This is a genomic window from Lacinutrix sp., from assembly GCF_029238095.1.
In the GTDB taxonomy this organism is placed as follows: domain Bacteria; phylum Bacteroidota; class Bacteroidia; order Flavobacteriales; family Flavobacteriaceae; genus Lacinutrix.
In genome coordinates this window covers 1-24,369 of sequence record NZ_JAQWGS010000008.1, presented here as the reverse complement: position 1 = coordinate 24,369, position 24,369 = coordinate 1, and the positions used below count along the sequence as shown (strand labels likewise).

At 31.5% G+C, this 24,369-nt stretch carries 21 protein-coding genes and 1 tRNA gene; 4 read left to right on the top strand and 18 right to left on the bottom strand.

Annotation, left to right across the window (positions count from 1 at the left end; translation table 11 throughout):
• The first annotated feature begins 19 nt into the window (after positions 1–19).
• A complete protein-coding gene (locus P8H50_RS02210) occupies positions 20–1,843 on the top strand; it encodes a lysophospholipid acyltransferase family protein (RefSeq protein WP_300205162.1) in 1,824 nt (607 codons plus the stop codon).
• Positions 1,833–2,876 (top strand): carboxypeptidase-like regulatory domain-containing protein, encoded by a 1,044-nt coding sequence (locus tag P8H50_RS02205; RefSeq protein WP_300205160.1) that lies wholly within the window; start codon positions 1,833–1,835, stop codon positions 2,874–2,876. The genes P8H50_RS02210 and P8H50_RS02205 overlap by 11 nt, the downstream gene beginning before the upstream one ends.
• Positions 2,877–2,979: 103 nt before the next feature.
• On the opposite strand, the gene P8H50_RS02200 is transcribed toward P8H50_RS02205, so the two are convergent.
• The 14 genes from P8H50_RS02200 to P8H50_RS02135 form a co-directional block, all read right to left on the bottom strand.
• A complete protein-coding gene (locus P8H50_RS02200) occupies positions 2,980–3,306 on the bottom strand; it encodes a metalloregulator ArsR/SmtB family transcription factor (protein ID WP_300205158.1) in 327 nt (108 codons plus the stop codon).
• 106 nt (positions 3,307–3,412) lie between these two features.
• A complete protein-coding gene (locus tag P8H50_RS02195; protein ID WP_300205156.1) occupies positions 3,413–3,838 on the bottom strand; it encodes a TM2 domain-containing protein in 426 nt (141 codons plus the stop codon).
• Between the two features lie 58 nt (positions 3,839–3,896).
• Positions 3,897–4,283 (bottom strand): VOC family protein, encoded by a 387-nt coding sequence (locus P8H50_RS02190; protein ID WP_300205154.1) that lies wholly within the window; start codon positions 4,281–4,283, stop codon positions 3,897–3,899.
• Positions 4,284–4,368: 85 nt separating this feature from the next.
• Complete coding sequence (locus P8H50_RS02185) at positions 4,369–4,824, bottom strand: DUF1801 domain-containing protein (RefSeq protein WP_300205152.1); 456 nt, start codon at positions 4,822–4,824, stop codon at positions 4,369–4,371.
• Between the two features lie 21 nt (positions 4,825–4,845).
• Positions 4,846–5,808 (bottom strand): 2-hydroxyacid dehydrogenase, encoded by a 963-nt coding sequence (locus tag P8H50_RS02180; RefSeq protein ID WP_300205150.1) that lies wholly within the window; start codon positions 5,806–5,808, stop codon positions 4,846–4,848.
• 22 nt (positions 5,809–5,830) lie between these two features.
• On the bottom strand, positions 5,831–7,201 hold the full coding sequence (gene mgtE, locus P8H50_RS02175) for a magnesium transporter (protein WP_300205148.1): 1,371 nt from the start codon (positions 7,199–7,201) through the stop codon (positions 5,831–5,833).
• Positions 7,202–7,276: 75 nt separating this feature from the next.
• Positions 7,277–8,086: a 16S rRNA (adenine(1518)-N(6)/adenine(1519)-N(6))-dimethyltransferase RsmA gene (gene rsmA, locus P8H50_RS02170; RefSeq protein ID WP_300205145.1), complete on the bottom strand. Its 810-nt coding sequence runs from the start codon at positions 8,084–8,086 to the stop codon at positions 7,277–7,279.
• Between the two features lie 88 nt (positions 8,087–8,174).
• Complete coding sequence (locus P8H50_RS02165; RefSeq protein ID WP_300205143.1) at positions 8,175–8,498, bottom strand: DUF4286 family protein; 324 nt, start codon at positions 8,496–8,498, stop codon at positions 8,175–8,177.
• A 6-nt stretch (positions 8,499–8,504) separates the two neighbouring features.
• A complete protein-coding gene (locus P8H50_RS02160; RefSeq protein WP_300205141.1) occupies positions 8,505–9,017 on the bottom strand; it encodes a GNAT family N-acetyltransferase in 513 nt (170 codons plus the stop codon).
• Between the two features lie 12 nt (positions 9,018–9,029).
• A complete protein-coding gene (locus P8H50_RS02155; RefSeq protein ID WP_300205139.1) occupies positions 9,030–10,805 on the bottom strand; it encodes a tetratricopeptide repeat protein in 1,776 nt (591 codons plus the stop codon).
• Between the two features lie 102 nt (positions 10,806–10,907).
• The gene (serS, locus tag P8H50_RS02150) at positions 10,908–12,179 is read right to left on the bottom strand and encodes a serine--tRNA ligase (RefSeq protein WP_300205137.1); all 1,272 of its coding nucleotides are present in this window, start codon (positions 12,177–12,179) and stop codon (positions 10,908–10,910) included.
• Between the two features lie 158 nt (positions 12,180–12,337).
• Positions 12,338–13,648, bottom strand: a complete 1,311-nt coding sequence (locus P8H50_RS02145) for an HTTM domain-containing protein (protein WP_300205135.1) — start codon at positions 13,646–13,648, stop codon at positions 12,338–12,340.
• On the bottom strand, positions 13,638–14,558 hold the full coding sequence (locus P8H50_RS02140) for a bifunctional riboflavin kinase/FAD synthetase (RefSeq protein ID WP_300205133.1): 921 nt from the start codon (positions 14,556–14,558) through the stop codon (positions 13,638–13,640). Before P8H50_RS02140 ends, P8H50_RS02145 begins: the two co-directional genes overlap by 11 nt.
• Positions 14,559–14,648: 90 nt before the next feature.
• Positions 14,649–15,722, bottom strand: a complete 1,074-nt coding sequence (locus P8H50_RS02135) for a hypothetical protein (protein WP_300205130.1) — start codon at positions 15,720–15,722, stop codon at positions 14,649–14,651.
• Positions 15,723–15,940: 218 nt separating this feature from the next.
• Between P8H50_RS02135 and P8H50_RS02130 the strand changes: the two genes are divergently transcribed.
• Positions 15,941–18,991 carry a reprolysin-like metallopeptidase gene (locus P8H50_RS02130; RefSeq protein ID WP_300205128.1) on the top strand — a complete coding sequence of 1,017 codons (3,051 nt, stop codon included), beginning with the start codon at positions 15,941–15,943 and terminating at the stop codon, positions 18,989–18,991.
• 545 nt (positions 18,992–19,536) lie between these two features.
• Here P8H50_RS02130 and P8H50_RS02125 read toward each other — a convergent pair.
• The 4 genes from P8H50_RS02125 to P8H50_RS02110 all read right to left on the bottom strand — a co-directional run bounded on the left by P8H50_RS02125 (position 19,537) and on the right by P8H50_RS02110 (position 24,003).
• A complete protein-coding gene (locus P8H50_RS02125) occupies positions 19,537–21,585 on the bottom strand; it encodes a M43 family zinc metalloprotease (RefSeq protein ID WP_300205126.1) in 2,049 nt (682 codons plus the stop codon).
• 84 nt (positions 21,586–21,669) lie between these two features.
• Positions 21,670–22,305: an aminoacyl-tRNA hydrolase gene (pth, locus tag P8H50_RS02120; RefSeq protein ID WP_300205124.1), complete on the bottom strand. Its 636-nt coding sequence runs from the start codon at positions 22,303–22,305 to the stop codon at positions 21,670–21,672.
• A gap of 81 nt (positions 22,306–22,386) precedes the next feature.
• On the bottom strand, positions 22,387–23,010 hold the full coding sequence (locus P8H50_RS02115) for a 50S ribosomal protein L25/general stress protein Ctc (protein ID WP_300205122.1): 624 nt from the start codon (positions 23,008–23,010) through the stop codon (positions 22,387–22,389).
• A gap of 51 nt (positions 23,011–23,061) precedes the next feature.
• Complete coding sequence (locus P8H50_RS02110; RefSeq protein ID WP_300205120.1) at positions 23,062–24,003, bottom strand: ribose-phosphate pyrophosphokinase; 942 nt, start codon at positions 24,001–24,003, stop codon at positions 23,062–23,064.
• A gap of 146 nt (positions 24,004–24,149) precedes the next feature.
• Here P8H50_RS02110 and P8H50_RS02105 point away from each other — a divergent pair.
• A tRNA-Leu gene (locus P8H50_RS02105) sits at positions 24,150–24,231 on the top strand.
• Positions 24,232–24,369 lie beyond the last annotated feature (138 nt).

Sequence of the window (24,369 nt, the reverse complement as noted above, 5' to 3'; positions counted from 1 at the left end):
TAAAACACAAAAATTAACTATGTCTTTAGTCACTGCAAAAGAAGTTTCAAAAGCAATAAACTTAGATAAATACGGAGTATTTGGAACGTTTGTAGGCTGGTTACTAATGAAGGTTTTAAAAATTTCTACACTTAACAAAATTTATAATCGTAACAAACATTTAAAAGGTCTAGAATTTTTAGATGCCATTTTAAACGAGTTTCAAATTAAATTCGAAATTCCAGAAGAAGATTTAAAAAGGCTTCCAAAGGATGGAGCTTATATTACGGTTTCTAACCACCCATTAGGAGGTATTGATGGCGCACTATTATTAAAATTAATGCTCGAACAGAGAGACGATTTTAAAATAATTGCTAATTTTCTATTACATCGTATTGAGCCAATGAAGCCTTTTATTATGCCTGTAAATCCTTTTGAGGATCGTAAAGATGTTAAATCCAGTGTCGCTGGTTTTATTAAGGCTATTAAACATATAAGAGCTGGACATCCACTTGGTATTTTTCCTGCTGGCGAAGTGTCTACATACAAAGATGGAAAATTAGTAGTAGATAAGGCTTGGGAAGAATCTGCTATGAAATTAGCGCAAAAAGCAAATGTACCCATTGTACCTATTTACTTTCATGCAAAAAACAGTAAGTTATTTTACAAATTATCTAGAATTAGTGACATTTTTAGAACGGCAAAATTACCATCAGAGTTATTAACACAAAAGCGACGAATTATTAAGGTAAGAATTGGGCGTCCAATTTCTGTAAAAGACCAAAACGAGCATAAAACATTGGAGAGCTTCTCAGAATTTGTTCGTAAAAAAACGTACATGTTATCTAATGCTTTCGAACCTAAAGAAAACCTAAGAGATACTATTTCTTCAACTTTAAAAGCACCAAGACCTAATAAAAAACCAAAGAAGATTGTTACTCCAGTAAGCACTAAAGTTATGCTAAAGGAGGTAGAATTTCTTCGTGAGGATGATAGTAGGCTCTTAAAAAGTAAAAATTATGAAGTGTTTTTGTCACCAGCAAAAAACATTCCTAATATTTTAAGAGAGATTGGTCGATTAAGAGAAATAACATTTAGAGAAATAGGAGAAGGTACAAACGAGGCTATCGATTTAGATGTTTTTGATGGCTATTACCATCATATGTTTTTATGGGATTGTGATGCAAATAAATTAGCTGGAGCCTATAGAATGGGCTTAGGCGCCAAAATTTTTGAAAAATATGGTATAGATGGTTTCTATCTTCAAGATTTATTTCGCTTCGAACCGGAACTTTATAAAATGATGAGTGAGTCTTTAGAACTAGGACGTGCATTTATTATTAAAGAATATCAACAAAAACCAATGCCATTATTTTTGCTTTGGAAAGGTATAGTACACACCACATTACGTTTTCCAGAACATAAGTATTTAATAGGCGGTGTAAGTATTAGTAATCAGTTTTCTAATTTCTCTAAATCGTTAATGATAGAGTTTATGAAATCGCACTATTATGATCCTTATTTGGCACAATATGTTCATCCTAAAAAGGAATTTAAAGTAAAGCTTAAAGATGCAGATAAAGACTTTGTTTTTGATGCGACAGAAGCCGATTTAAATAAGTTCGATAAAATTATCGACGAGATAGAACCAGGAGCTTTACGCTTGCCAGTTCTTCTTAAAAAGTATATTAAACAAAACTGTAGACTTATAGGCTTTAATGTAGATCCATTATTTAATAATGCAGTCGATGGCTTAATGTATATTAAAATATCTGACTTACCAGAAAGCACAGTTCGACCAGTAATGGAAGAGTTTCAAGCAGAGTTAGAAAGTAAATTTCATAATTCTAAAAATGAAGACTAGCTGTTATTTTGATTTAAAAAAGATACCTTTACTATTCCTTTTCTTTTTTAGTCTTTTAATAGTTAAAGCTCAAGAATTAAAAGGTGTTGTTTTAAACGAAAAAACAAACGAGCCAATCATTGGTGCTTCTGTCTATTTCGATAATACTTCTGTAGGTACTACTACAAATTTTGATGGCGAATTTTATATTAATTTACAGCAACCTATCATTGCTCCTTTAGTAATCTCTTTTGTAGGTTTTGAAACTAAAATTCATAACATTACACATTTCGATACCAAAAAAACTTTTAAATTAAGAGAGGACGTTAATACCTTAGAAGAAGTTGTTTTAGATAGTAAGGACGAGTGGTCTCGAGCGTTTAAACTAAAACAATTTAGAAAAGAGTTTTTAGGTAGATCAGCATTTGCAAACCAATGTACAATTTTAAACGAAGATGCTTTAGTTTTAAATTTTGAGCGCGATACTAAACAATTAATTGCTTCAGCAAAAGCGCCAATAATAGTAAAAAACGAAGCTTTAGATTATATTGTAAAATACGATATAAACGATTTTTATATTACTTATAATATGGATGTTAATGCTAGTTTAGATTTAGAAAAAGTCTTTAGAACAGTAGCTTCAGTATCTTATTCAGGGACTACTTTTTTCGAGAATATTGAGACTAAAAAACATAAGCGTGCTATAAAAAATAGAAAGAAAGCTTACATAGGATCTACGCTTCATTTTATGCGAGCAGTTGCAAATAATAAGCTAAGACAAGAAAAATTTAAAATTTTTAAAGGGAGTTATCAAGTTGAGCCATCAAATCATATAAAAACGTTTAAAAACGATAGTTTAAAAATGACTGAGGTTCATTTATCACAAAAACTTAATATTTTATGTAAAGGTAAGCAGTCTGCCATAGAAAGTGAAGTCGATCGCTTTATAATAGATGCTTACGGAAACCATTCACCAATTGATAAAGTGCTTTTTGGTGGTTTTATGGCAAACCAACGTATAGGAGATGTACTGCCATTAGATTATGGTTTATAAAATAGTCTTAATTCCAAGAGTTTACATATTTAAAATAGAAAAACAAATTTTAGTTCTATTTCCATTTTAAAAATTCTTAAGTACTCATTGTTTTAAGTTTTAATTATTTGCAACAATTAACCTGCGTTTTTACAAAAAAGTCATTTATAAGGCGTCTACACTCATTTAATTTTTCTTCATTTATGCTGTAAAACAAGTTCTTACCTTTTATGGTTTGCTTTAATAATCCTGTTTTTCGTATTTCTGCAAGATGCTGAGAGATTGTAGGTTGCGCTAAACCAATGGCCTTAACAAGGTTGTTGCAATTACAATTTTTATTTTGGCTTATGTGCTGTATTATAGAGACTCTAGCAGGATGTCCAATCATTTTTGTGAAATTTGCAATTTGGTTTTGCTGGTCGTTGAAGATGTGTTTTTTTGTAAAGCCCATATATATTGTATAAAGTAATATTGCAATATTACAATATTAAATTATATAAAAAAACCAAATACAGAGTGTATTTGGTTTTTACTTTAATAACATTTAATTAGAAGAATTAAAACCAGCCTTTTTTACCTACTTGGTAGGTGTTGTAAAATTCTTCGTCAGATTTTGTTAAATAAATAATACCTTCTATAAGTCCAATTATTCCTGCAAAACCACAGGTTACAAATGTTAATATAATTTGAATTATTCCTTCTTTATTGTAACCTAAAATAAATTTATGGATTCCTAAAGATCCTATTAGGATAGCTAATATTCCAGCAATCATTTTTTTATTCTCTGTATCTCTCCCAAATGTTTCTTTGGCATTATTTGAAAATTCATTAATAGTTTCTTTAGCTTCATCAGCAAATTCACTAGCTTTTTCTTTAGCTTCTCCAGCTAATTCACTTGCTTTATCTGCTGCTTTTTTAGCACCTTCTTTAGCATCTCCTAACATATCGTCAAGATTCTCTTGTAAGTTTTTTTCGTCTGACATTATTTCTGTTTTAAATGGTTTGGTTAATTCTTTAAAAATACTAAAAAAAAAGACTTGTTTACAAAAAGGCCTTGTCTATTGGCTCCCAGAGTTCAATTTTATTACCATCGTTATCTAAAATCCATCCAAATTTCCCATACTCGTATTCTTCCATTTTACCAACTATAGTAACACCTTCTTCTTTTAAGGTAGCCAATAATTCGTGTAAATTTTCTACACGATAATTAAACATAAATTCTTTTTTGGAAGGCTCAAAATATTTTGTATCGTTTTTAAATGGTGACCATTGTGTTGAGCAATCGTTACCTTCTTTGTCTTTTGTCCAGAAGGTACAACCATAATCGTCTGTATTAAAACCCAGATGTTTATTGTACCAATCTTTTGCCGCTTTTGGATCTTTACTTTTAAAAAATAAACCTCCAATTCCTGTTACTCTTTTTTTCATTTTATCTTAAATTTACTTGTATTCCACTTACTACAGTTTTTATGGGTTTTAAAAAGTTACCTCCTGAATATTAGAAATCTATTTATTATTTTTTAATTGTTTTTTCGTAAATGTCAATCCATTCTTCAACATTCATTTTGCTAAGTAATTGTGTTATTAAATCGTAAGGAATGTCGTCTGTTTTTTTAAACCTTATACAGCTTTTTCCCATATCTAATTTATATTTACAGTGTTTTGGATATTCTGTAACAAACCAATTGTAAAGTTCTTTTTTTGCATAAAGTCCTGAATGATACAAAGCAATAAAATTTTTCTGAGAGGCTAAATTTATAAATGGTAAAGGCGGAAATGGCTTGCAATGGTAACCATATGGATAAATAGATTTAGGCACATAATAAGCTAACATTCCATAACCCATTCCAGCTTCTAAGCCTTTTGGCATATGTTTAATGATAAGTTTGTTTAGTTTGCTTATTGCAGCTTTTCTATTCTCTGGAAGTTGTGCAATATACGCTTCTGAAGTTTCGGCTTTAGAGGTCATTTTTCTTTAGGTTAGTTAAATCTAAAGGTAACAAAATTTTGTTTTAATTTTATCGACTATAGTTTGTGCTAATTTCTCTATACTTTCTTTTGTCCAACCAGCGACATGAGGTGTTAATAATACGTTTTTAGAGTGTATTAAATATTGAAAAGCTTCTGGCATTTCGACTGCGCTCGATGTGTCATCTTTTTTGAACAAGTTTTCGAAGGATGCTTTTTCGTATTCTAAAACATCTAAACCAGCACCTAAAACTTTACCGTTTTTTAAAGCTGAAACTAAATCTGAAGTGACCACACTTTTTCCACGAGCAGTATTTATAAGCCAAAATGGTTTTTTGAATGAATTAATAAACTCCTGATTAACCATACCAATAGTTCTAGAAGTTTCTGGAGTATGCAAACTTAGCACCTCGGCTTTTTGCTGCAATTCTTTTAACGAAACCTGTGTTGCATTTTCATCTTCAACATTAGGTTTTAAATCGTAACAAAGTACTTGTACATCAAAACCACGCAATTTTTTAGCAAAAGCTTTTCCCATGTTGCCGTAGCCAATTAAGCCAACAGTTTTTCCATCTAACTCCAAACCTCTATTTTCCTCGCGAAGCCATTTTCCAGCCCTTACTTCTTGGTCTGCTTTATTAAGTTTGTTAAATAAGGATAGGAGCATAGCCAAACTATGTTCGCCAACAGCATTTCTATTACCTTCTGGTGCTGCAACTAAAGCAATGTCTTTGTGCTTGGCATACTCGCAATCTATATTTTCTAAACCAGCACCTACACGACCTATAAATTTTAGGTTTTTAGCAGAATCTATAAAGTCTCTATCTATACTAAAACGGCTTCTTATTATTAAACCATCGTAATTATGAATTATGTTTTGAATCTCTTTCTTTGAAGCTGAATAATTTTCGTCATTAGTGAAACCTAAAGCATTCAATTGATTGATTAGTAAAGGATGATTTGTATCTAGATGAAGGATTTTCATATTTAAATTAAATAAGTATTTTCTATATACCTATAATAAGTTTTGCTATCCAGAAATAGATTAATATTCCAAAAATATCGTTACTAGTTGTAATAAAAGGACCAGTTGCTATTGCTGGATCTATGCCTTTTTTGTCTAAAAATAAAGGAACAAATGTGCCTATTAGACCTGCAATAATTATTACAGCTACTAAAGACACAGAAATAGCTAAAGCAGTTATTAGCTCGCCTTTAGTTAACCAAACGAATAAAAATAAAAATATGGCAAGAATAAAACCATTTAAAGCTGCTAAAAGCATCTCTTTTATTAATCGGCTATTTATACTTCCTTTTACATCATCATTAGCTAAACCTTGAACAATAATAGCGCTTGATTGTACACCAACGTTTCCAGCCATGGCAGCTATTAATGGCGTAAAAAAGAAAAGTACAGCGTATTCTTTAAAGATATCTATAAAACCTTCCATAATTAAAAATGCTCCAATTCCGCCAATTAATCCCAAAAACAACCAAGGCAAACGTGCTTTTGTTAATTCTAGAATACTATCATCTGCTTCTACATCTTGTGTAATACCTGCTGCCAGTTGGTAATCTTTTTCGGCTTCTTCTTTTATTACATCTACAATATCATCAATTGTAATTCTACCTACTAATATTTTATTTTTATCGACTACAGGAATGGCTTCTAAGTCGTATTTTTGCATAATTTTTGCAACTTCTTCTGCATCTTCATTGATATCTACGTAATCTACTTTTGGAATATAAACTGTAGAAATGTGTGCACGAGGAGACGCCATTAATAGGTCTTTTAAAGATAAACGACCAATTAATTTTTCTTCATCATCTACTACATATATAGAGTGCACTCTGGTAACGTTTTCTGCTTGTGCGCGCATTTCTTTTACACACTCTGTAACCGTCCAGTTTTCGTTTACTCTTACTAACTCTTTTGCCATTAATCCACCAGCAGTGTCTTCATCGTAAGTAAGTAGTTCTTGTATTTCTGCTTTATGTTCTTGATCTTCTATTTGGGCTATTACTTGTTCCTGACGTTCTTCAGGAAGCTCTGCAATCATGTCTGCAGCATCATCTGTATCAAGCTCTTCTATCTCTTCGGCAATTTCTTTAGTAGATAAGGATGCTAAAACTTTCTCTCGATCGTCTTCATCCATCTCCATAAGAATCTCAGATGTAATGTCACTATCTAAAAGCTTAATAATAAAAGTAGATTGCTCTGTACTTAAATCTCCAAGAATCTCTGCTATATCTGCATGATGATATTCGTTTAGTAGTTCTAAAACACCTTTGTTGTTTTTAGAATCTACTAATTGTTCTACCGTTTCTATAAGCTCGTCGCTGATAGTAAATTTGATATTTTCGTCTTGTTCTTCCACTAAAATTATGTTTTATATTATCCAATGTTTGTCCTTATTACTACATTAAAAAGGTATTTTAGATAATATTTAGTGTTAATCAATTTCTTTTTCGTCGTTTTCTATTAAAGTTGTTAAATCAATAAAGGCTTGAACATTTAGCTGTTCTGGACGTTTATCAAAGATAACATTTGCTTTTAAACTATCGCTTAATTCAAATGTTTTTAAACTGTTACGTAATGTTTTTCTGCGATGCATAAAGGCTTGCTTGACTACTCTAAAAAACAATTTTTCGTCGCAAGACAATGTAAAATTGTCTTTACGTGTTAATTTTAAAACACCAGATTCTACTTTTGGTGGAGGATTAAATACCGTTGGTGGTACCGTAAATAAATATTCTGCATCGTAAAAAGCTTGTGTTAGTACAGATAATATGCCGTAAACTTTACTACCTTCTTTAGAGCAAATACGTTGCGCTACTTCCTTTTGAAACATACCAGAAAATTCTGGAATTTGGTGTTTGAGTTCTAACGTTTTAAAAACAATTTGTGTAGAAATATTATATGGAAAATTACCGCTAATTGCAAATTGATTGTCTCCAAAAACCTCTGAAACATCATATTTTAAAAAGTCTTTTTCTATAATTCTTGATGCCAGATTAAGGTAGTTGTTTTTTAGGTATTCTACACTTTCGGTATCTATTTCTATAACGTAGGTTGTTACTGGTTTTTTAAGTAAGTATTTGGTTAAAACACCCATTCCTGGACCTATTTCTAACACTTTATTATAACCTTTTAACGACAAAGCATCAGCAATTTGTTCTGCAATAGTTTCATCTTCTAGAAAATGCTGACCTAAAAATTTCTTTGCCTTTACTTGGTGTAGGTTATATTGTTTTTTGGCCATAGTGTTTTGTTTTGTCACGAATTCACTAATTTTATGTGTGAATGTGTTTGCTTAAGTTGGTTTAGAAATTACACTAATTAAAATGTTACTATTTAATATCTATAGTGAATTCATCTACAATTTCTAGTTCTGTTCTAAACGCTAGCATTTTATCTGCAAAAAGTTTTGCGCCATGAGTTCTTAAACGGTCTGCATCTTCATTATAATATGCGTTTAATGCTTCGCGTGAATGTGCTCTGTATTGAATAGAGTAGGTTTGTCCTCCCATGTCTTCTTCTACTAAAACTTTGGTAAGCTTTGCTTCTTTAAATTTACCAGTAGCTAATACTTGTGGAATATGTTCTTTAATCCATTTTAGCCATTGCTCGTGAGCGCTATCGTCTATGTTTACTGTAACGTTGTAAATTATCATTTTATATTATAAATTTTTTGAGAATAACATGAGTTCTTTATCGTTTTCAAAAGGTTTTACTTTTTTATCGAAAGTTAAGCCTAACTTTTCTATTAATGCAATAGATTTTTTGTTGTTTTCTAGTGTAATAGCACAGATTTTATTTAGTTTAAATTCCTCTTTAGCTAATACCATTACTGCTTTTGCAGACTCAAAACCAAAGCCTTTACCTTCATATTCTGGTAATAGCGAGAAACCAATGTCTGTATGTTCTAGTTCTGGTCTTTTTATTAAACCTGTAGTACCTATAGGTTTTAAGTTTTCGGTTTTTAATAGTAATTTATAAAACCCATAACCACTGGTTTTGTAGCTTTTTAAATGACTCTCTTTTATTTTGTTTTCTGCTTGTTCTATGGTATTAATGTTTCTGTCTCCTATGTATTTTAACCATGAAGGCGAATTTACTAATGCTTTAAAAAAAGCAGCATCTCTAGTTGTAAATTTTGAAATGATAAGTCTTTCGGTTTCTGCTACAATCATAATAGAAGCACCTTAATTAATGGCGTCACCTCTTAAAGCACGATATTTTTTACGAGAATCTACAAAATAAATACTATCTGCATGCTCGAAAATAATACTCTCGTAGAGTGCTTTTGCTTTTTCTGGTTGCGCTAATGTGTTGGCATACATTTCGGCTAAAGCAAAAATGGCATCATCTTCTAAAATGCCTTCTTTAAAGTCTTTAATTAAACGCTCGTAATTTGTTTTAGCTTTTTCAAACTGTTTTTTTTCTTCAAACAATTGTGCTTGTTTTAAAAGTGCTTGTGCCACTATAGGCTCGGTTTTATGGTCTTCTAAAATAGTATTTAAAAGCTTAATCGCATCGTCTTTTTTGTTTTGAAAGGCTAACAAATCTGCTTTTGCATAGTGTTTTAAAGCTATTTGCAAGGAGTCTTCATTTTTATTATCGCCAATAAATAACTTTAAATCTAAAGCGTCATTAGCTGTTAATTGCGACGTCGAGGCTTTTAAAATTTTAAGTTGAGATTCGGCCCATTTAAAATCGCCTTTATAGTAGCTTGTTTTCGCCACTCTAAAGCGTGCTTCTTGAGAAACAGTACTGTTTTTTAAGCTACGCTGAATTTGAGTATAATAAATTAAAGCCTCGTTAAACTTTTCTTCTAAAACTAAAATATCTCCAAGTTCTAATTTTATTTTTGCTAGTCTATAATCGCTAACGCCTAGGTTTAAACTGTTTTTTAAAAACGATATGGCTTCTTTAGTTTGGTTGAGATAAAACGCTAAAAAATGAGCATAAGCAATTTGAAGCTCTAAAGTTCTAGCCGTTTTTCCATAGGTTTCAAATAAGCCTAAATAGCTTTCATTAATGGTTTTGTAATCTTCTTTGGAAGCATTTTTGGTTTCAATATTTATAATATTGTAGTGTGCATTTATTTTTATATCGATTTCCTGAGTGTTATCTATAATAAATTGATAGATGTCTTTTGCAATTTCAGATTCTTTTTGAGCATAAGCAATATTTGCTAATTCTTCTATTCGATCTAAAGATTCTAGTTGTCTTTTGTAAATGGCTTTTTCTTGTGTAAATGCTTTATTGTATTCTTTTTGCTGAATAAATAGCCAACTCAACATTTCGTTCCAAATAACATCTGGAGAGGTCTGGATTTTTTTCAATAGTATTTTTCTTAAAATGCTATTGTTTTCGTTCTCTTTATTTTCGCTTATAAAAGTGCTAAACTCTCTCTTTATAGTGTTAATGTAATTTTGGTTAATTTCTGTATAATTTATATAGCTATTAAACATTTTTTCTATATTACCTTGTTCGCCATAGATGCGAGCTAGTTGATAGTTAAAATTTAAGTCTGGTTTTAAAGACATCGCTTTTTCATAGGTTTCTATTGCTAATTCTAACAAAGAGAAATCCTCAAAACTTCTACCAATTATTCCCGCGAAATTTGGGTTTGTATCTATTACATCTATTGCTTTCTTATAATTTATATTAGCCTTTAAGGTATCGTTTTGCAACGTATAGTTATAGCCTAATTTTACAAATATTGCAGGATTGTTAGAAATATTTAAATAGTTTAAAAGTAATGTGTCAACTGCTTTATATTGCTCTAATTGCTGATGTGTTTTTACCAACTGAGTCAAGTAATTACTGTTTCCTTTATTTTTAGAGTATAGTTTTTTATAGGAGATTAAAGCTTTTTCAAACTCACCGTTTTTAAAATATTCTCGCGCAAGAATATCATCTTGTGAAAACAGATTAAGGCTAAATAAAAAACATAAAACAAAGAGTAATCGCATAAAAAGTATTTGTGTAAATATAGCAAATGTTATGCCTTAAAAAAAAGATATAAAAAAAGCCCGATTAAGACCAGGCGTTTTTTAATTTTTAGTGATGGATTATTAATCTATAATAGAAAAACCAGTGTATGGTATTAATACCTCAGGAATTTCTATACCTTTTTCTGTTTGGTAGTTTTCTAAAATTCCAGCTAAAACTCTTGGTAATGCTAAAGAACTTCCATTTAAGGTGTGTGCTAATTCGTTTTTACCTTCACTATTTTTAAATCGTAGTTTTAAACGGTTTGCTTGGTAGGTTTCAAAATTAGAAACACTCGAAATCTCTAACCAACGGTCTTGAGCTGTCGAGAACACTTCGAAATCGTAGGTCATTGCCGAAGGAAAACCAGTGTCACCACCACATAGTTTTAAGATTCTAAAAGGTAGTTTAAGTTCTCTTAAAATATCTTTAACGTGCTCTATCATACCATGAAATGCATTGTAAGAGTTGTCAGGATGTTCCACTCTAATAATTTCAACTTTATCAAACTGGTGTAATCTATTTAAACCACGAACATCTGCACCATAACTCCCTGCTTCTCGTCTAAAACATGGTGTATAGCCAGTAATACCTATTGGTAATTCGCTTTCATTTAAAAGTACATCTCTAAACACGTTAGTACCTGGAACTTCTGCTGTAGGAATTAAATATAAATCGTCTCTAGAGTCATGATACATCTGTCCTTCTTTATCTGGCAACTGTCCTGTTCCATAACAAGATGCTTCGTTTACTAAATGTGGTAATTGGTATTCTGTATAACCAGCTGTAGTATTTTTGTCTAAAAAATAGGCAATTAAAGCACGTTGTAATCTGGCTCCTTTTCCTTTGTAAACAGGAAATCCTGCACCAGAAATTTTATTTCCTAATTCAAAATCTATAATGTCGTATTTTTTTGCTAATTCCCAGTGAGGTTGCGCTCCATCGTATAATTTTGGTACATTACCTTCATTAAAAATCTCTTCATTTTCTGCTTCACTTTTTCCAGCAGGAACAGATTCATGAGGTACGTTTGGCAACTGGTATAATAGGTTTTTAAGCTTTTCTTCGGTTGTACTTAAATCTTCAGACAAGGTTTTAGAAGCCTCTTTTAAAACGCTTGTTTTTTCTTTTAGCTGGTTGGCTTCAGCAGCTTTTCCAGATTTATATAAGTTTCCAATATCTTTAGAAAGGGCATTAGATTCTGCTAAAGTATTATCTAATTTTGTTTGTAAGGCACGACGTTCTTCATCTAAAATAATAACTTGTTCTACCAATGCTTTAGCATCAAAATGACGTTTAGCTAAACCAGCAATTACTACTTCTTTGTTGTCTCTAATAAAAGGTACTTGTAACATAATTTTTATTTTGGGCGTTACCTAAAGGTCAGGCTTTCAAGGCTCGCTCTCTGCTAGGAGCTCAAACAAACCTTTTAATCCTTAACGCAAAATTGTAACTCAAATTTTTAAGTGGTAAAAGTAGTAAGATTTTGTTAGGCAAAAAACAGTTTAGTTTGCTATTTTGATGGTAATATCCAATCGTTGTGTTTAAACACGTTCCACTTTATATTGGCAAGGTCTACTTTTTCGTTTATAAGGTGTTGATGCGGCTTGCCATTTACACTAACTTGGGCACTAACAAAAACCTGAACATCTTCGCCTTTTTTCTTGTATTCCTTTTTTAAATACTGTGCAAACTGCCACATAAAATCTGGTTTGTAATTAACCGATCGAATTTGTTTTTTTGTTAAATATTGAGTTAGGTTTATAGGTGTAGTTTTATTTGTAGCAGTATTTACCACTTTAAAATTTGTGTAACCAGATTTAGAACGTAACATCATTCTCCAAGATAACCTGTGGCCTTCTTCGGTCCATAAAACATCGTCTGGTATAAAATGATGACGTAATGGTAAAACTATTTGAATTGCAAAATAAACACTTCCTAAGCCTATTAAAATAGGTTTGTAGTTTGGTACAATAATTTCTGCTTTAGTATATAATTCTTTTCCTTTTAAAAAAATGTTTCTAACCGTTTCTGGATTAAAAAAGAATAAACAAAAGGCTAAAGATAAGTATGGAAATACTCCAACTTGAAACACAAACGAGTTAAATAAGTGAAAGAAAATAGAAGCGAAAAAAGCATATTTTCTAGTTGGTTTGAATAATAGCATAGGTATAATTAGACCATCAAATAAAATACCTCCATAACCCACAAGATATGGCATAAATCCATTTTGTAATAATCCACCTATAATAGGATAATTTATTTTTGCCTCCATTAGAGATGTAGGAACACTAAGATCTAGCCAATCTGGATAAAGTTTAGCTTTAGATGCGTAGGTATATAGTATAAAGAGTTGGATAACAAAAATCCATTTACACCAAGCAGGCATAGCTATACTTTTTAATTTTGGATTTTGTTTTACATCTAAAGAAGCATACTTGTGTGCAGGAAGAATTACCATTATTCCACTGAGTAAGACAAGTAAATAGTAGTGGTTGTTATAAGATGATTTTTGCATAAAATAGACACCACACCACATTATAAAAAACATAAAAGCACTAAACCTATACTTATAACCTACCATAATTAGTAACCCAAAAATACCCATTACAGCGTAATACACATACATCCAGTTTCCAGGCAAAGGTTGTAGCCATTCGAAACCTATAAAGGTAAACGTAAATTTAGGTTCTACAAGTGTTTTGGTAATCCAGCCTGTAAAAATTGCGCCAACAGATTCTGCAAAACATAGAAAACCAAAAATAATTCTAAACACTATTAGAGAACTATTATCTATATATTTAAAAAGAAACTTATTTAGCATCGTTATTAATAAATTGTAATGCGTTGTTTTTATCTTTTATTAATTGTTGTTTTAGATCACTAACAGATTGAAATTTTTCTTCATCACGAAGTCTATCTAAAAGTTCTATTGTTATTTTCTTATTATATAAATCAGCATCAAAATTAAAAAAGTTTACTTCTGTTGTTTCAACTATACCATTAAATGTTGGGTTTGTTCCAATATTCATCATGCCATAAATTGTTTTATTATCGATTTCCGATTTTACAACATAAACACCTTGTTTGGGTATTAATTTATAGTTTTGACTAACAGCAATATTTGCAGTAGGGAATCCTATTGTTCTTCCTAAACCTTTACCTTTTTCAACAGTTCCAGAGATAATAAAAGGATAACCAAGGTAACTATTTGCTGTTTTTATATCACCATCAAGTAAAGCTGTTCTAATTTTTGTTGAACTTACAGATACGTCATTAATATCTTGAGCTGTAATTTCTTCTACTTCAAAACGATATTGCAATCCAAAAGCTTTTAAATCTTCAATATTAGCACTTCTATTTCTACCAAAATGATGGTCGTATCCAATAATTACATGTTTAGCTTTTAATTGCTTTACTAAAATAGTTTCTACAAACTCTTGAGCAGTTAGGCGAGAGAATGCTTTGGTAAATTTTTCTACAACTAGGTTTTCTAAACCAAAATGTTTTAAAATACTCTCTTTTTCTTCTAGTGTATTTATTAGTTTAATGTTTGAATCTTTTTGTAAAATCATTCTTGGATGCGGAAAAAAAGTAAGAATTGTTGGCGTTAAATACTTGGCTTTACCAACTTCTATAAGGCGTTGAATAATTTTTTGGTGCCCAATATGAACACCATCAAAGGTGCCAATGGTTATTACAGTATTTCTTTCTTGGGCTAAACTAGATTTCAAGTATCAACAATTTAATTACAAAAATATAAAAAGTGGATTGAAATTACTTTCAATCCACTTTTAAATATTAATATTTTAAGTTTTAATAATTTAATTTTCTGGTAATTGTTCTATTATTTGATAAGTACTAAAATTTAGAAAATTTCCTGGATGTGCTAAAACATTTTGAAGGATATAAGGAGTATCTGGTGCAGTACCAGTATATTGTGTTCTGCTATCCATGTCTATATCATTATTGTTATAGCCATTAACAACGTATGTGGTAAAATTTAAGAAGTTTCCAGAGTCGTTTAAAACTTCGGATAATATACTAGGTGAATCAGGATCTGTACCAGCATTTAAATATATAATATCATCATTGTTGTTAACAAATATCATTGTTACTGCTAAATCTCTTTCGTAAATACCATTAACTCTAGTCATCGTTATAGCCATTTGGGCTTGAACATTTGCTTTTCTTTGAGCAACTGTACCTGATCCATCAAATATGGCACCATATTCACCAGTACAAGATTGTGCTAATCTAAAAGTTCTTAACTTATTATCGTCAGCAGCTCTATTTTCAGACATACCACTAACAGAAGGTAAATCAACTTCTTGGTCTGTTAAGCATTCAAACTCTTGCATATCGATACCTAAACTTTCTTTAGAGTATACTATGTAATTTAATCTGTCTTCAGTAAAAGGTTCAATAAACCAAGATCTTTTAGTACCAGATAGCGTCATGGTGTGTAATCCAAATTGTGTTACTGTAAAACGCATTGTAGCACTAGGATCGTCTATTCCTTGCCCAGTATACGCTTTAATCATAGACATTTTTCTTGCCAATTCTTCTTCCATTACTGGTGTTTCTACTATGGCAAACTTCTCAAATTCACCATTACTGTTGGGAAATGAAATTTGAATAGGAGAGTTTTTAGCTAGCATTTCGTCTCGCATTGGAGCTTTTTCTAGTTTATTCTTAAGCTCTTGTATATTTAATTTATACAAACCAAAATCTGAAGGCTGCGAGCTTCTATGAACTTTAGATTCTTTGTTTAAAGTACTAAGGCTGGTTTTTGTCCATAATTCTTTTGAGGACTTAGTTGACTTTTTTTCTTGAGAAATTCCAGTAAAAGAAATACAAAGAAATGCTAGAAAAAAGCAGTAGGTAATTTTATTCATTTTTAAATTTTTTAGATTAAAGGGAAACTAAAGTGTATTTTGTATTTGCTAGAAATAATTAATTTAGATTAATTTCCTTCCTTAATTTGTGTTTTTTGATACTTTTTTAGACAAAAAACATTTATTTATTCATTAATAATTCATTTTTCTACGAATAGTTTAAAGTTTAAGCAAGTAATTTGTTAAATTTGAGGAATAAATTTTAAATCCCAATCAACTTGAAAACAAAACTAATTAATGTATTAACTTTTACTATGTTACTGTTTGTTAGCAATGTAATTGCTCAAAATAATGCATGGTCTAAAACTACCGTTAAAGAAGAAATTTCAGGAATTTCTCTCAAAAATTTAGATCCAGATAACTCTGAAATTCTTCAACTAGATATTCAAAATTTTAAACAGCAATTAATTGGAGCACCTTTAAGAGGTGCATCTAATGGAAAATCTAATGTTATTGTAAACTTTCCGTCTGTAGATGGTAAAATACAACAGTATAGAATAGTTGAAACGCAAATCTTTTCATCAAATGATAACCAAGCTCAACATCCAGGTATAAAAACATATCTTGGCTCTAGAACAGATGGCTCTGGTACAAGAGTGAGGTTTAGTGTTACACCTTTAGGTTTAAAAGCAATGATATCTGAGCCTGATAAAGAAACAGTGTATATTCAACCTGTAACTAAAGTATCCAACGGACAATACATTGTTTATAATAGAACAGCCCAAATAAATTCTTCCGACACTTTTGAGTGTTTAACTGAAGATGTCGATATCTCTAAAAGAATTATTAGTAGCGAAGTGTCTCGTGACGCAAACGACAAACTATTAAGAACTTTTAGAATGGCGATGTCTGTTACATCAGAATACACCAATTTTCAAGATGATGGAAATGCAGGTAATGGTAATGCACAGCAAGATGCATTAGCTGCAATGGTTTCTACTTTAAACAGAACAAATGAAGTGTTTGAAGTTGATATGGCAATTACTTTTGTACTAGTTGATACTGCTGATGATCCGGCCTTAGATTTAATTTATTCAGGAACAGATCCTTATGGTGGAAATTTAAACGGAGATTTACAAACAAATTTAACAGCTACTGTAGGTGAGGCAGATTATGATATAGGTCACCTACTTCATTTTGCAGGGAATAATGGAAATGCAGGATGTATTGGTTGTGTCTGTGAAAACGGTAAAGGAAGTGGTTTTTCTGCCCATTCTTTCGTAGATAACGATGGAGGACCATATATGGCAGATTTTTTTGATATAGATTACGTGCCACATGAAATTGGACATCAAATGGGAGCTAACCATACATTTTCCAACAACACGGAAGGTACTGGAGTGAATTCTGAGCCAGGAAGTGGGACTACAATTATGGGATATGCTGGTATTACAGGTCCTAATGATGTGCAAGATCATAGTGATCCTTATTTTCATTACCAATCAATAAATCAAATTCTAAATAATGTAACTAGTGGAGCTAACCAATGCGCTGTTACAACAAGTATAACAAATAATCCACCAGTTGCAGCTGCTGGAGCTGATTTTGCAATTCCTAATGGTACAGCTTTTATTCTTAAGGCTACTGCTACAGATCCAGATAGTGGTGATATTTTAACGTACACTTGGGAACAAATAGATAGTGGTCAAACTACAAATGCTCAATTTGGACCAACACATGGAGGCCCACTATGGAGATCTAGACCACCAAGTACTAGTGGTGATAGATATATGCCAATTTACAGTAGAGTACTTGCAGGAGAACTTACAGAAACTAATCCTACAGAAACAGTAAATAATAGTTCTTGGGAAACTGTATCTACTATTGCTAGGACTTTAAGTTTTGGTTTAACTGTTAGAGATAGATCAGAAGCTGGAGGTGTTGGACAAATACCACAATCAGATTTTGATACTATGGTAGTAACGGTTGAAGGTGGAGCTCCATTTACCGTAGTTTCTCCTCCAGCTTGGGGATCAGGAAGTTCTCAAACTTTAGTATGGAATGTAGGCGCTACAAATACAGCTCCAATTAACTGCCAAACTGTTAATATTAAATTTTCTACAGATGGAGGCTTAACTTTCCCAACAACATTAGCGTCTGGTGTTGCAAATGATGGCTCAGAAACTATAACTGTACCATCTGTTGCAGATACTAACAATGCAAGAGTAATGGTTGAAGCAGCAGATAATATTTTTTATGCGCTTTCAGATAATTTTCCAATTTCAAGTGCTCCATCTTTTGCATTAAATAGTGCAATTTCAAATCAATCTGCGTGTAATATAGATGCAGTTTCGTATGAGGTAGATTTCTTTACAGTTAACGGTTTTAACGAATCAACAACATTTACAGCATCTGGAAATCCACCAGGATCATCGTATGATTTTATGCCATCTACATTATCTTCAGATGGAATTGTTATGCTAAATATTACTGGTTTAACAGGTGCTACTCCAGGAGATTATACAATTACTGTTACTGGCACATCTAATTCACAAACAAAAACCATCGATTTAATGCTAACAGTTGTTGATGGATTATGCGCTTCTGTTGCTAATACAGATTATCAAACTAGTACAACTTTAGTACAATTTGGTACGATTAATAATGCTTCAGGTAAACCTTCTGGTTACAGCGATTATACAAATGCTGATCCTACAACTGATCCAGACCTTACTACAGAGGTTACAGTTGGTAGTTCTTATGATTTATTTGTAAATCAAAACACAGATGGCAATTATACTTGTATTACTACAGTTTGGATAGATTGGAATCAAAACTGTATTTTAGAAGCAAGTGAAGCCTATGATTTAGGAACAGCGTTTGGGACTCCAGATGGCCCAGCTTCAAACTCTGGCCTTTCTGTTCTTGTTCCAACAAATGCAGTAGTTGGAAATACAATAATGAGAGTAACAACAAAATACAATTCTGGAGCAACTTCTTGTGAAAACGGACACGATGCAGAAGTTGAAGATTACACTATAACTGTAGTTCCTTTATTATCTGTTGATGAGTTTGGAAGTTTAGGAGGCTTTTCTGTATATCCAAACCCTAACAACGGATCTTTTAATGTAGAATTAAATAGTGTTTCTAGTAATGATATTAATATTTCAGTTTTCGATATTAGAGGTAGAGAAGTTTTTAATAATATATATAAAGCAAGCACAGTGTTTAATGAAACTATTCGATTAGATAAGGTTCAGTCAGGTATTTATATGTTACAAGTTAGTGATGGTTTAAACAAGCATACAAAAAAAGTAATTATAAATTAATTAATAATGACTTGTCAATAGTATTAATTATAAAAAGGAAGCTCTAAAATAGCTTCCTTTTTGTTTCTTATTAGCGTTATACTTTTCTAAATAATACCTCTAACCCTATTATTGTAAACTTAAGACGTGAATATTAATCTATTATATTTATATAATTATCGCTGGTACAATAAATACAAGAACAAGCATACATAAGCTTAAAATGTCTGTGGTATTAGTTGTTTTTATTTTTAAATAACAAAAGGTCTTGAATTAATAAAATTTAATTTTAACTGTTTATTTATTTTATATAACTGGCAAATTATATACTAAATATCTGGTTAGGTTTTAGTATAATTATCTAACCATGGATAAGAGCTTTAAACATGTAGCTAACTGTTTTTATGAATATGTTATTCGTAATCAAAACTTTTGTGTTGCGCGTCTTTTGATAAATAAAAAAAGAATTGCATCTTTTTTTATCATCTGATAGTTAGATTTGTAAAACACAAAAAGTGGATTGAAATTAATTTCAATCCACTTTTTATTGTAATAATAATAATAAATTACTCTTTTATAAACTTGATAGTTTTAGATGCATCTTTAGCATTTAACTTTAAAAAGTAAACACCACTAGCAATAGCACTAACATTTATAGTTTCTAAATCTGTTGTAGTACTTATTACTTTTTTACCAGTAACAGTGTAAATTTCAACATTTTCTAAAGTAGTTTCTAAACCTTTTATATTTATAACTGTGTTAGCAGGATTTGGAAATATTGAAACTCCAGATAAGCTGAACTCATCAACACTTAATGAAGCTAGTACGTTAATAGTATAATCTTCTACTTCAGCATCATGTCCATTGTCACATGAAGTAGGCATTCCTCCACCAGAGTTTCCAGACCACATTGTTGTTATACGCATGATGGTATTTCCTGTGACAGCATTTGCAGGAATAGTAATTGATAGTGGAGAACCAGCACTCAATCCATGATCTACATTTTGAGATTCACCAAGATCATATTCTTCACCTGCATCAAAATTACAGTTTTGATTCCAATCAATCCATGCTAGAGTTCTTACAAAATAGTTGCCATCTGTGTTAACATAAGCAGATAAATTATAAGCAGATTCTTTGTTTACATCTGTTGATAGCCCAGTAAAATCAGAATACCCAACATCAGTATCTGCAGGATGTCCAGGATTGTTATCTAAATTATTAATAGTATTAAATATAACTCCAGTAGTACTAGTAAAATAGTTATCTCCGTCATTTCCAATAGATGCGCATGGTCCAGCAGTTGCTGTAGCAGTAAAGCAATTGGAAGTTGAATTATTACAGGCGCGAGCATCACCAGTTGTAGTTACAGTTACATTAATATCATGATTTCCAGCTGTAGATGCAATAGCTGGTAATGTTACCGTTTCTGATTGTCCGTAAGCAAGAGATCCATTCCAATTATAATTTGTCGCTGTCCCTCCATCTATATCGTAAGCTATTGTAGTAGAAGATAATGTTGCTGTTCCCCAATTTGTTATAACAACTGATGCTATTAAATCTGTACCACAAGCTACTAATACGCTTTCAAATGCTATTTCAGCATCTGTAGCAACAGAGGCTGGAGGTGTAGCACCATTAGAACTAGATAAACTACTTCTTGAACCTGCTAAAACAGCTTGTACTACTGCTTTTTGTCCAGCAGTAAATGTATTCATACAAGTGTCGTCTGTGTAGTCCATATAATTTTCTATCATATCTACCGAACCACAAGAAGTATTCGCAATACAACCATAATTTGGAGCACTTACCGCAGGTGTATCTGCAATTCCGTCACCAGCACCAGCACATCCACCTTGGAATGTATGGTATAAACCTAAATAATGACCAACTTCATGAGTCATTGTACGACCTTTATCATAAGGTGGAGCAGTATTAAATGTACCATCATCATAATCTGAACTTCCAAAATAAGTATGCCCAGCACTAACACCATCAGTAGCTGCAGGACCTCCAGGAAATTGAGCAAAACCTAATATTCCATTTAAATCTCCAACATATTTAGAAGACCACATATTCATATATAGATTTCTATTCCATATGGTTTGAGCTTTCCAATTATCTACAGCTGCTGAGTCAGTTCCATCTTGACATATATTAACACGGTTAATTCCATTTGTTGGACAGCCATCAGGAGTTCGTTGAGCCAAGACAAAGTTTACTTCTACATCAACACCACCTGCTGTGCTTTGACCAGGTGTTCCAGCCATATTTCTAAAATCTTCATTTAATACAGTTACTTGAGATAGAACTTGAGCATCTGTAATATTTGGTCCAGTTCCAATAGGTTCACCGTTGTGTAATACGTGTATAACAAGTGGTATATCTACAACAACTCTCCTAAAACCATTGTTTTGAGCAGTTCTAATTTTCTCTTCTAGATTTAATCTAAAAGTTTCACTACCCATCATGTCTGGGTTCGTTTCTAACAAATTTGCATTATAAATGTCTGTTAAACATTTTTCTGCTTGTACTCCATCTTTGTTTTGAGCCAGTACTAATGTTGGCAAACAAAACAGTGTAAGCATTAATAATTTAAAAGTAATTTTTTTCATGTTTAAATATTATTAGTGTAATAATGTTAAAATTTTGATAAAAGTAGTAAATTTAGATACTAAAATGAAATTCTTATTTATTTCTTATTTACCGTTAAAATTATTCATGGTGTTGTTTATACCTGCTAAACCAAAAGATTTAATTAATTCGACTGCTTTGTCTAAACGTTCCTCTAATTTAGAACTCTCTTCTTCTGTCCATTCTCCCAAAACATAATCTACTTGTTTGCCTTTGTTAAAGGCATCGCTTATGCCAAATCTAAAACGGTTATATTTTGTAGTGTTTAATTTTTGTTGTGTGTCTTTTAGGCCGTTATGTCCACCATCACTTCCTTTGGATTTTACTCTAATACTGCCAAAAGGTAAATTTAAGTCGTCTGTTATAACTAAAAGGTTTTCAACAGTTATTTTTTCTTTTGTAAGCCAATATAGAATAGCTTTACCGCTTAAATTCATGTAAGTATTTGGTTTTAGTAATATAAAAGTTCTACCTTTTAATTTATAGGTTGCTATATCTCCTAGCTTTTGGGTTTCGAATGTAATCGCTTCTTTTTTAGCAAAATAATCTAAAACTTTAAAACCAATGTTATGGCGCGTATATTCATATTTTTCTCCAATATTTCCTAAACCAACTATTAAGAATTTTTTCATAGGATATTTTTCTTCAATGTTAGTAGTACTATTTTTTCTCTCAAAGAATTTTTTAATACAATTGAACATGATTAGAATTATTTTTTGTAAAAATAAAAAAGCATCCTGAATATTTCAGGATGCCTTAATGATATTTATAAAATGGAGTGATTATTCTGCTGCAGTTTCCTCAGGAGTATCACCTTCTTCACCTTCAGCTTCATCATCTTCATCATCTACTACAACTGCTGCTCTTGAACGTCTTACTAAACATACAACAGTATTATCTGGGTGCATAAATGTATAATCATCTGTAGCTAACTTTGTAATATAAAGTTTATTTCCAATTTTAAGATCTTCAATATTTGCATCTATATAATCTGGTAAATTTCCAGGTAAAGCTTTAACTCTTAAGCTACGCTTATTTTTACGTAAAACACCACCATTTCTTACTCCTCTTGGGTTTCCTATGTAATTAACAGGAATATCCATAGTAATTTCTTTATTTTCGAATACTTGGTAGAAATCTACATGTAGAATTCTGTCGGTTACCGGATGAAATTGAATATCTTGTAGGATAGCGTTATAAGTTTCGCCACCTTCTAATTCTATTACAACTGTATGCGCATTAGGTGTATACACCAATTTAGAGAATGCTAATTCAGCTGCTGAGAAATGTACTGATTTGTCTCCTCCGTATAATACGCAAGGAACCTGACCAGCATTACGTAAGGCTTTTGTTGCTTTGCTGCCCACGCTTTCTCTTTGAGATCCGTTGATTGTAATTGATTTCATTTTTGTTATTTATATTTAATTTATTTATATACTTAATTGGTTGTAGCAAAACTACATTAAAAACTTTGAGCTAATAGACTTGTTGTAATGTACATTATGCATTACTTCGGCAAATAAATTGGCACAACTTATAACTTTAATTTTCTTACTTTCTTGTTTTAGAGGAATTGAGTCTGTTACTATCAACTCTTCTAATTTTGAATTTTCAATTTTTTCATAAGCATTACCAGATAAAATAGGATGTGTACATATCGCTCTTACACTTAATGCTCCACGTTCCATCATTACATCTGCTGCTTTTGTTAATGTTCCAGCAGTGTCAACCATGTCATCAACTAATACTACGTTTTTGCCAGTTACATCACCAATTAATTCCATGTGTGAAATCACATTAGCTTTTGCACGTTGCTTGTAACATATAACCACATCGCTTTCTAGTGCCTTTGAATAAGCATAAGCTCTTTTACTTCCGCCCATATCTGGAGAGGCAATAGTTAGATTATCTAAATTTAACTCCTTTAAGTACGGTAAAAATACAGTAGATGCAAATAAGTGGTCTACTGGTTTCTCAAAGAATCCTTGAATCTGATCTGCGTGCAAATCCATTGTAATTATTCTGGTTGCTCCAGCTGCTTCAAGCATTTTTGCAACTAATTTAGCTGCGATTGGCACTCTTGGTTTGTCTTTTCTATCTTGTCTTGCCCAGCCAAAGTAGGGCAATACAGCTGTAATATGTCTAGCAGAAGCACGCTTTGCTGCATCAAGCATTAATAACATTTCCATTAAGTTTTCTGAACTAGGATTTGTAGATCCAATTATAAAAACTCTTGTGCCACGAATAGACTCTTCGTAAGATGGTTGAAACTCTCCATCACTATAAGTAGACGTAATTACTTTACCTAATTGGGCACCGTAAGCATGAGCGATTTTATCTGCTAAAGCTTTACTTTGCGTTATGGTAAAAATTTTTGCGTCTGGCTTAGTATTAGGCATCGTAAAAATGTTTTAAAGTAATGATATACACTACGTTATTTTTAATGAGGTGCAAATTTAGAACTTTTTTTCGTCTATGAAGCATAATCAATAGTATTTTTAAGGCATTTAATTAAAAAATATATATTTTTGTGTTTTAATTTATTGCTCAAATGGCGGAATTGGTAGACGCGCTGGATTCAAAATCCAGTTTCTTCGGAAGTGTGGGTTCGATTCCCACTTTGAGTACTTTACTAAATCATAATTGTTTGAAAATCAAATAATTATGATTTTTTTATTTATTTTTTTGCCGAAAAATTGCCGAATATCTCACAAATATTTTCCTATTTTCACTTTCAATAATAGCTTTTCTATTCTCTTACTTCA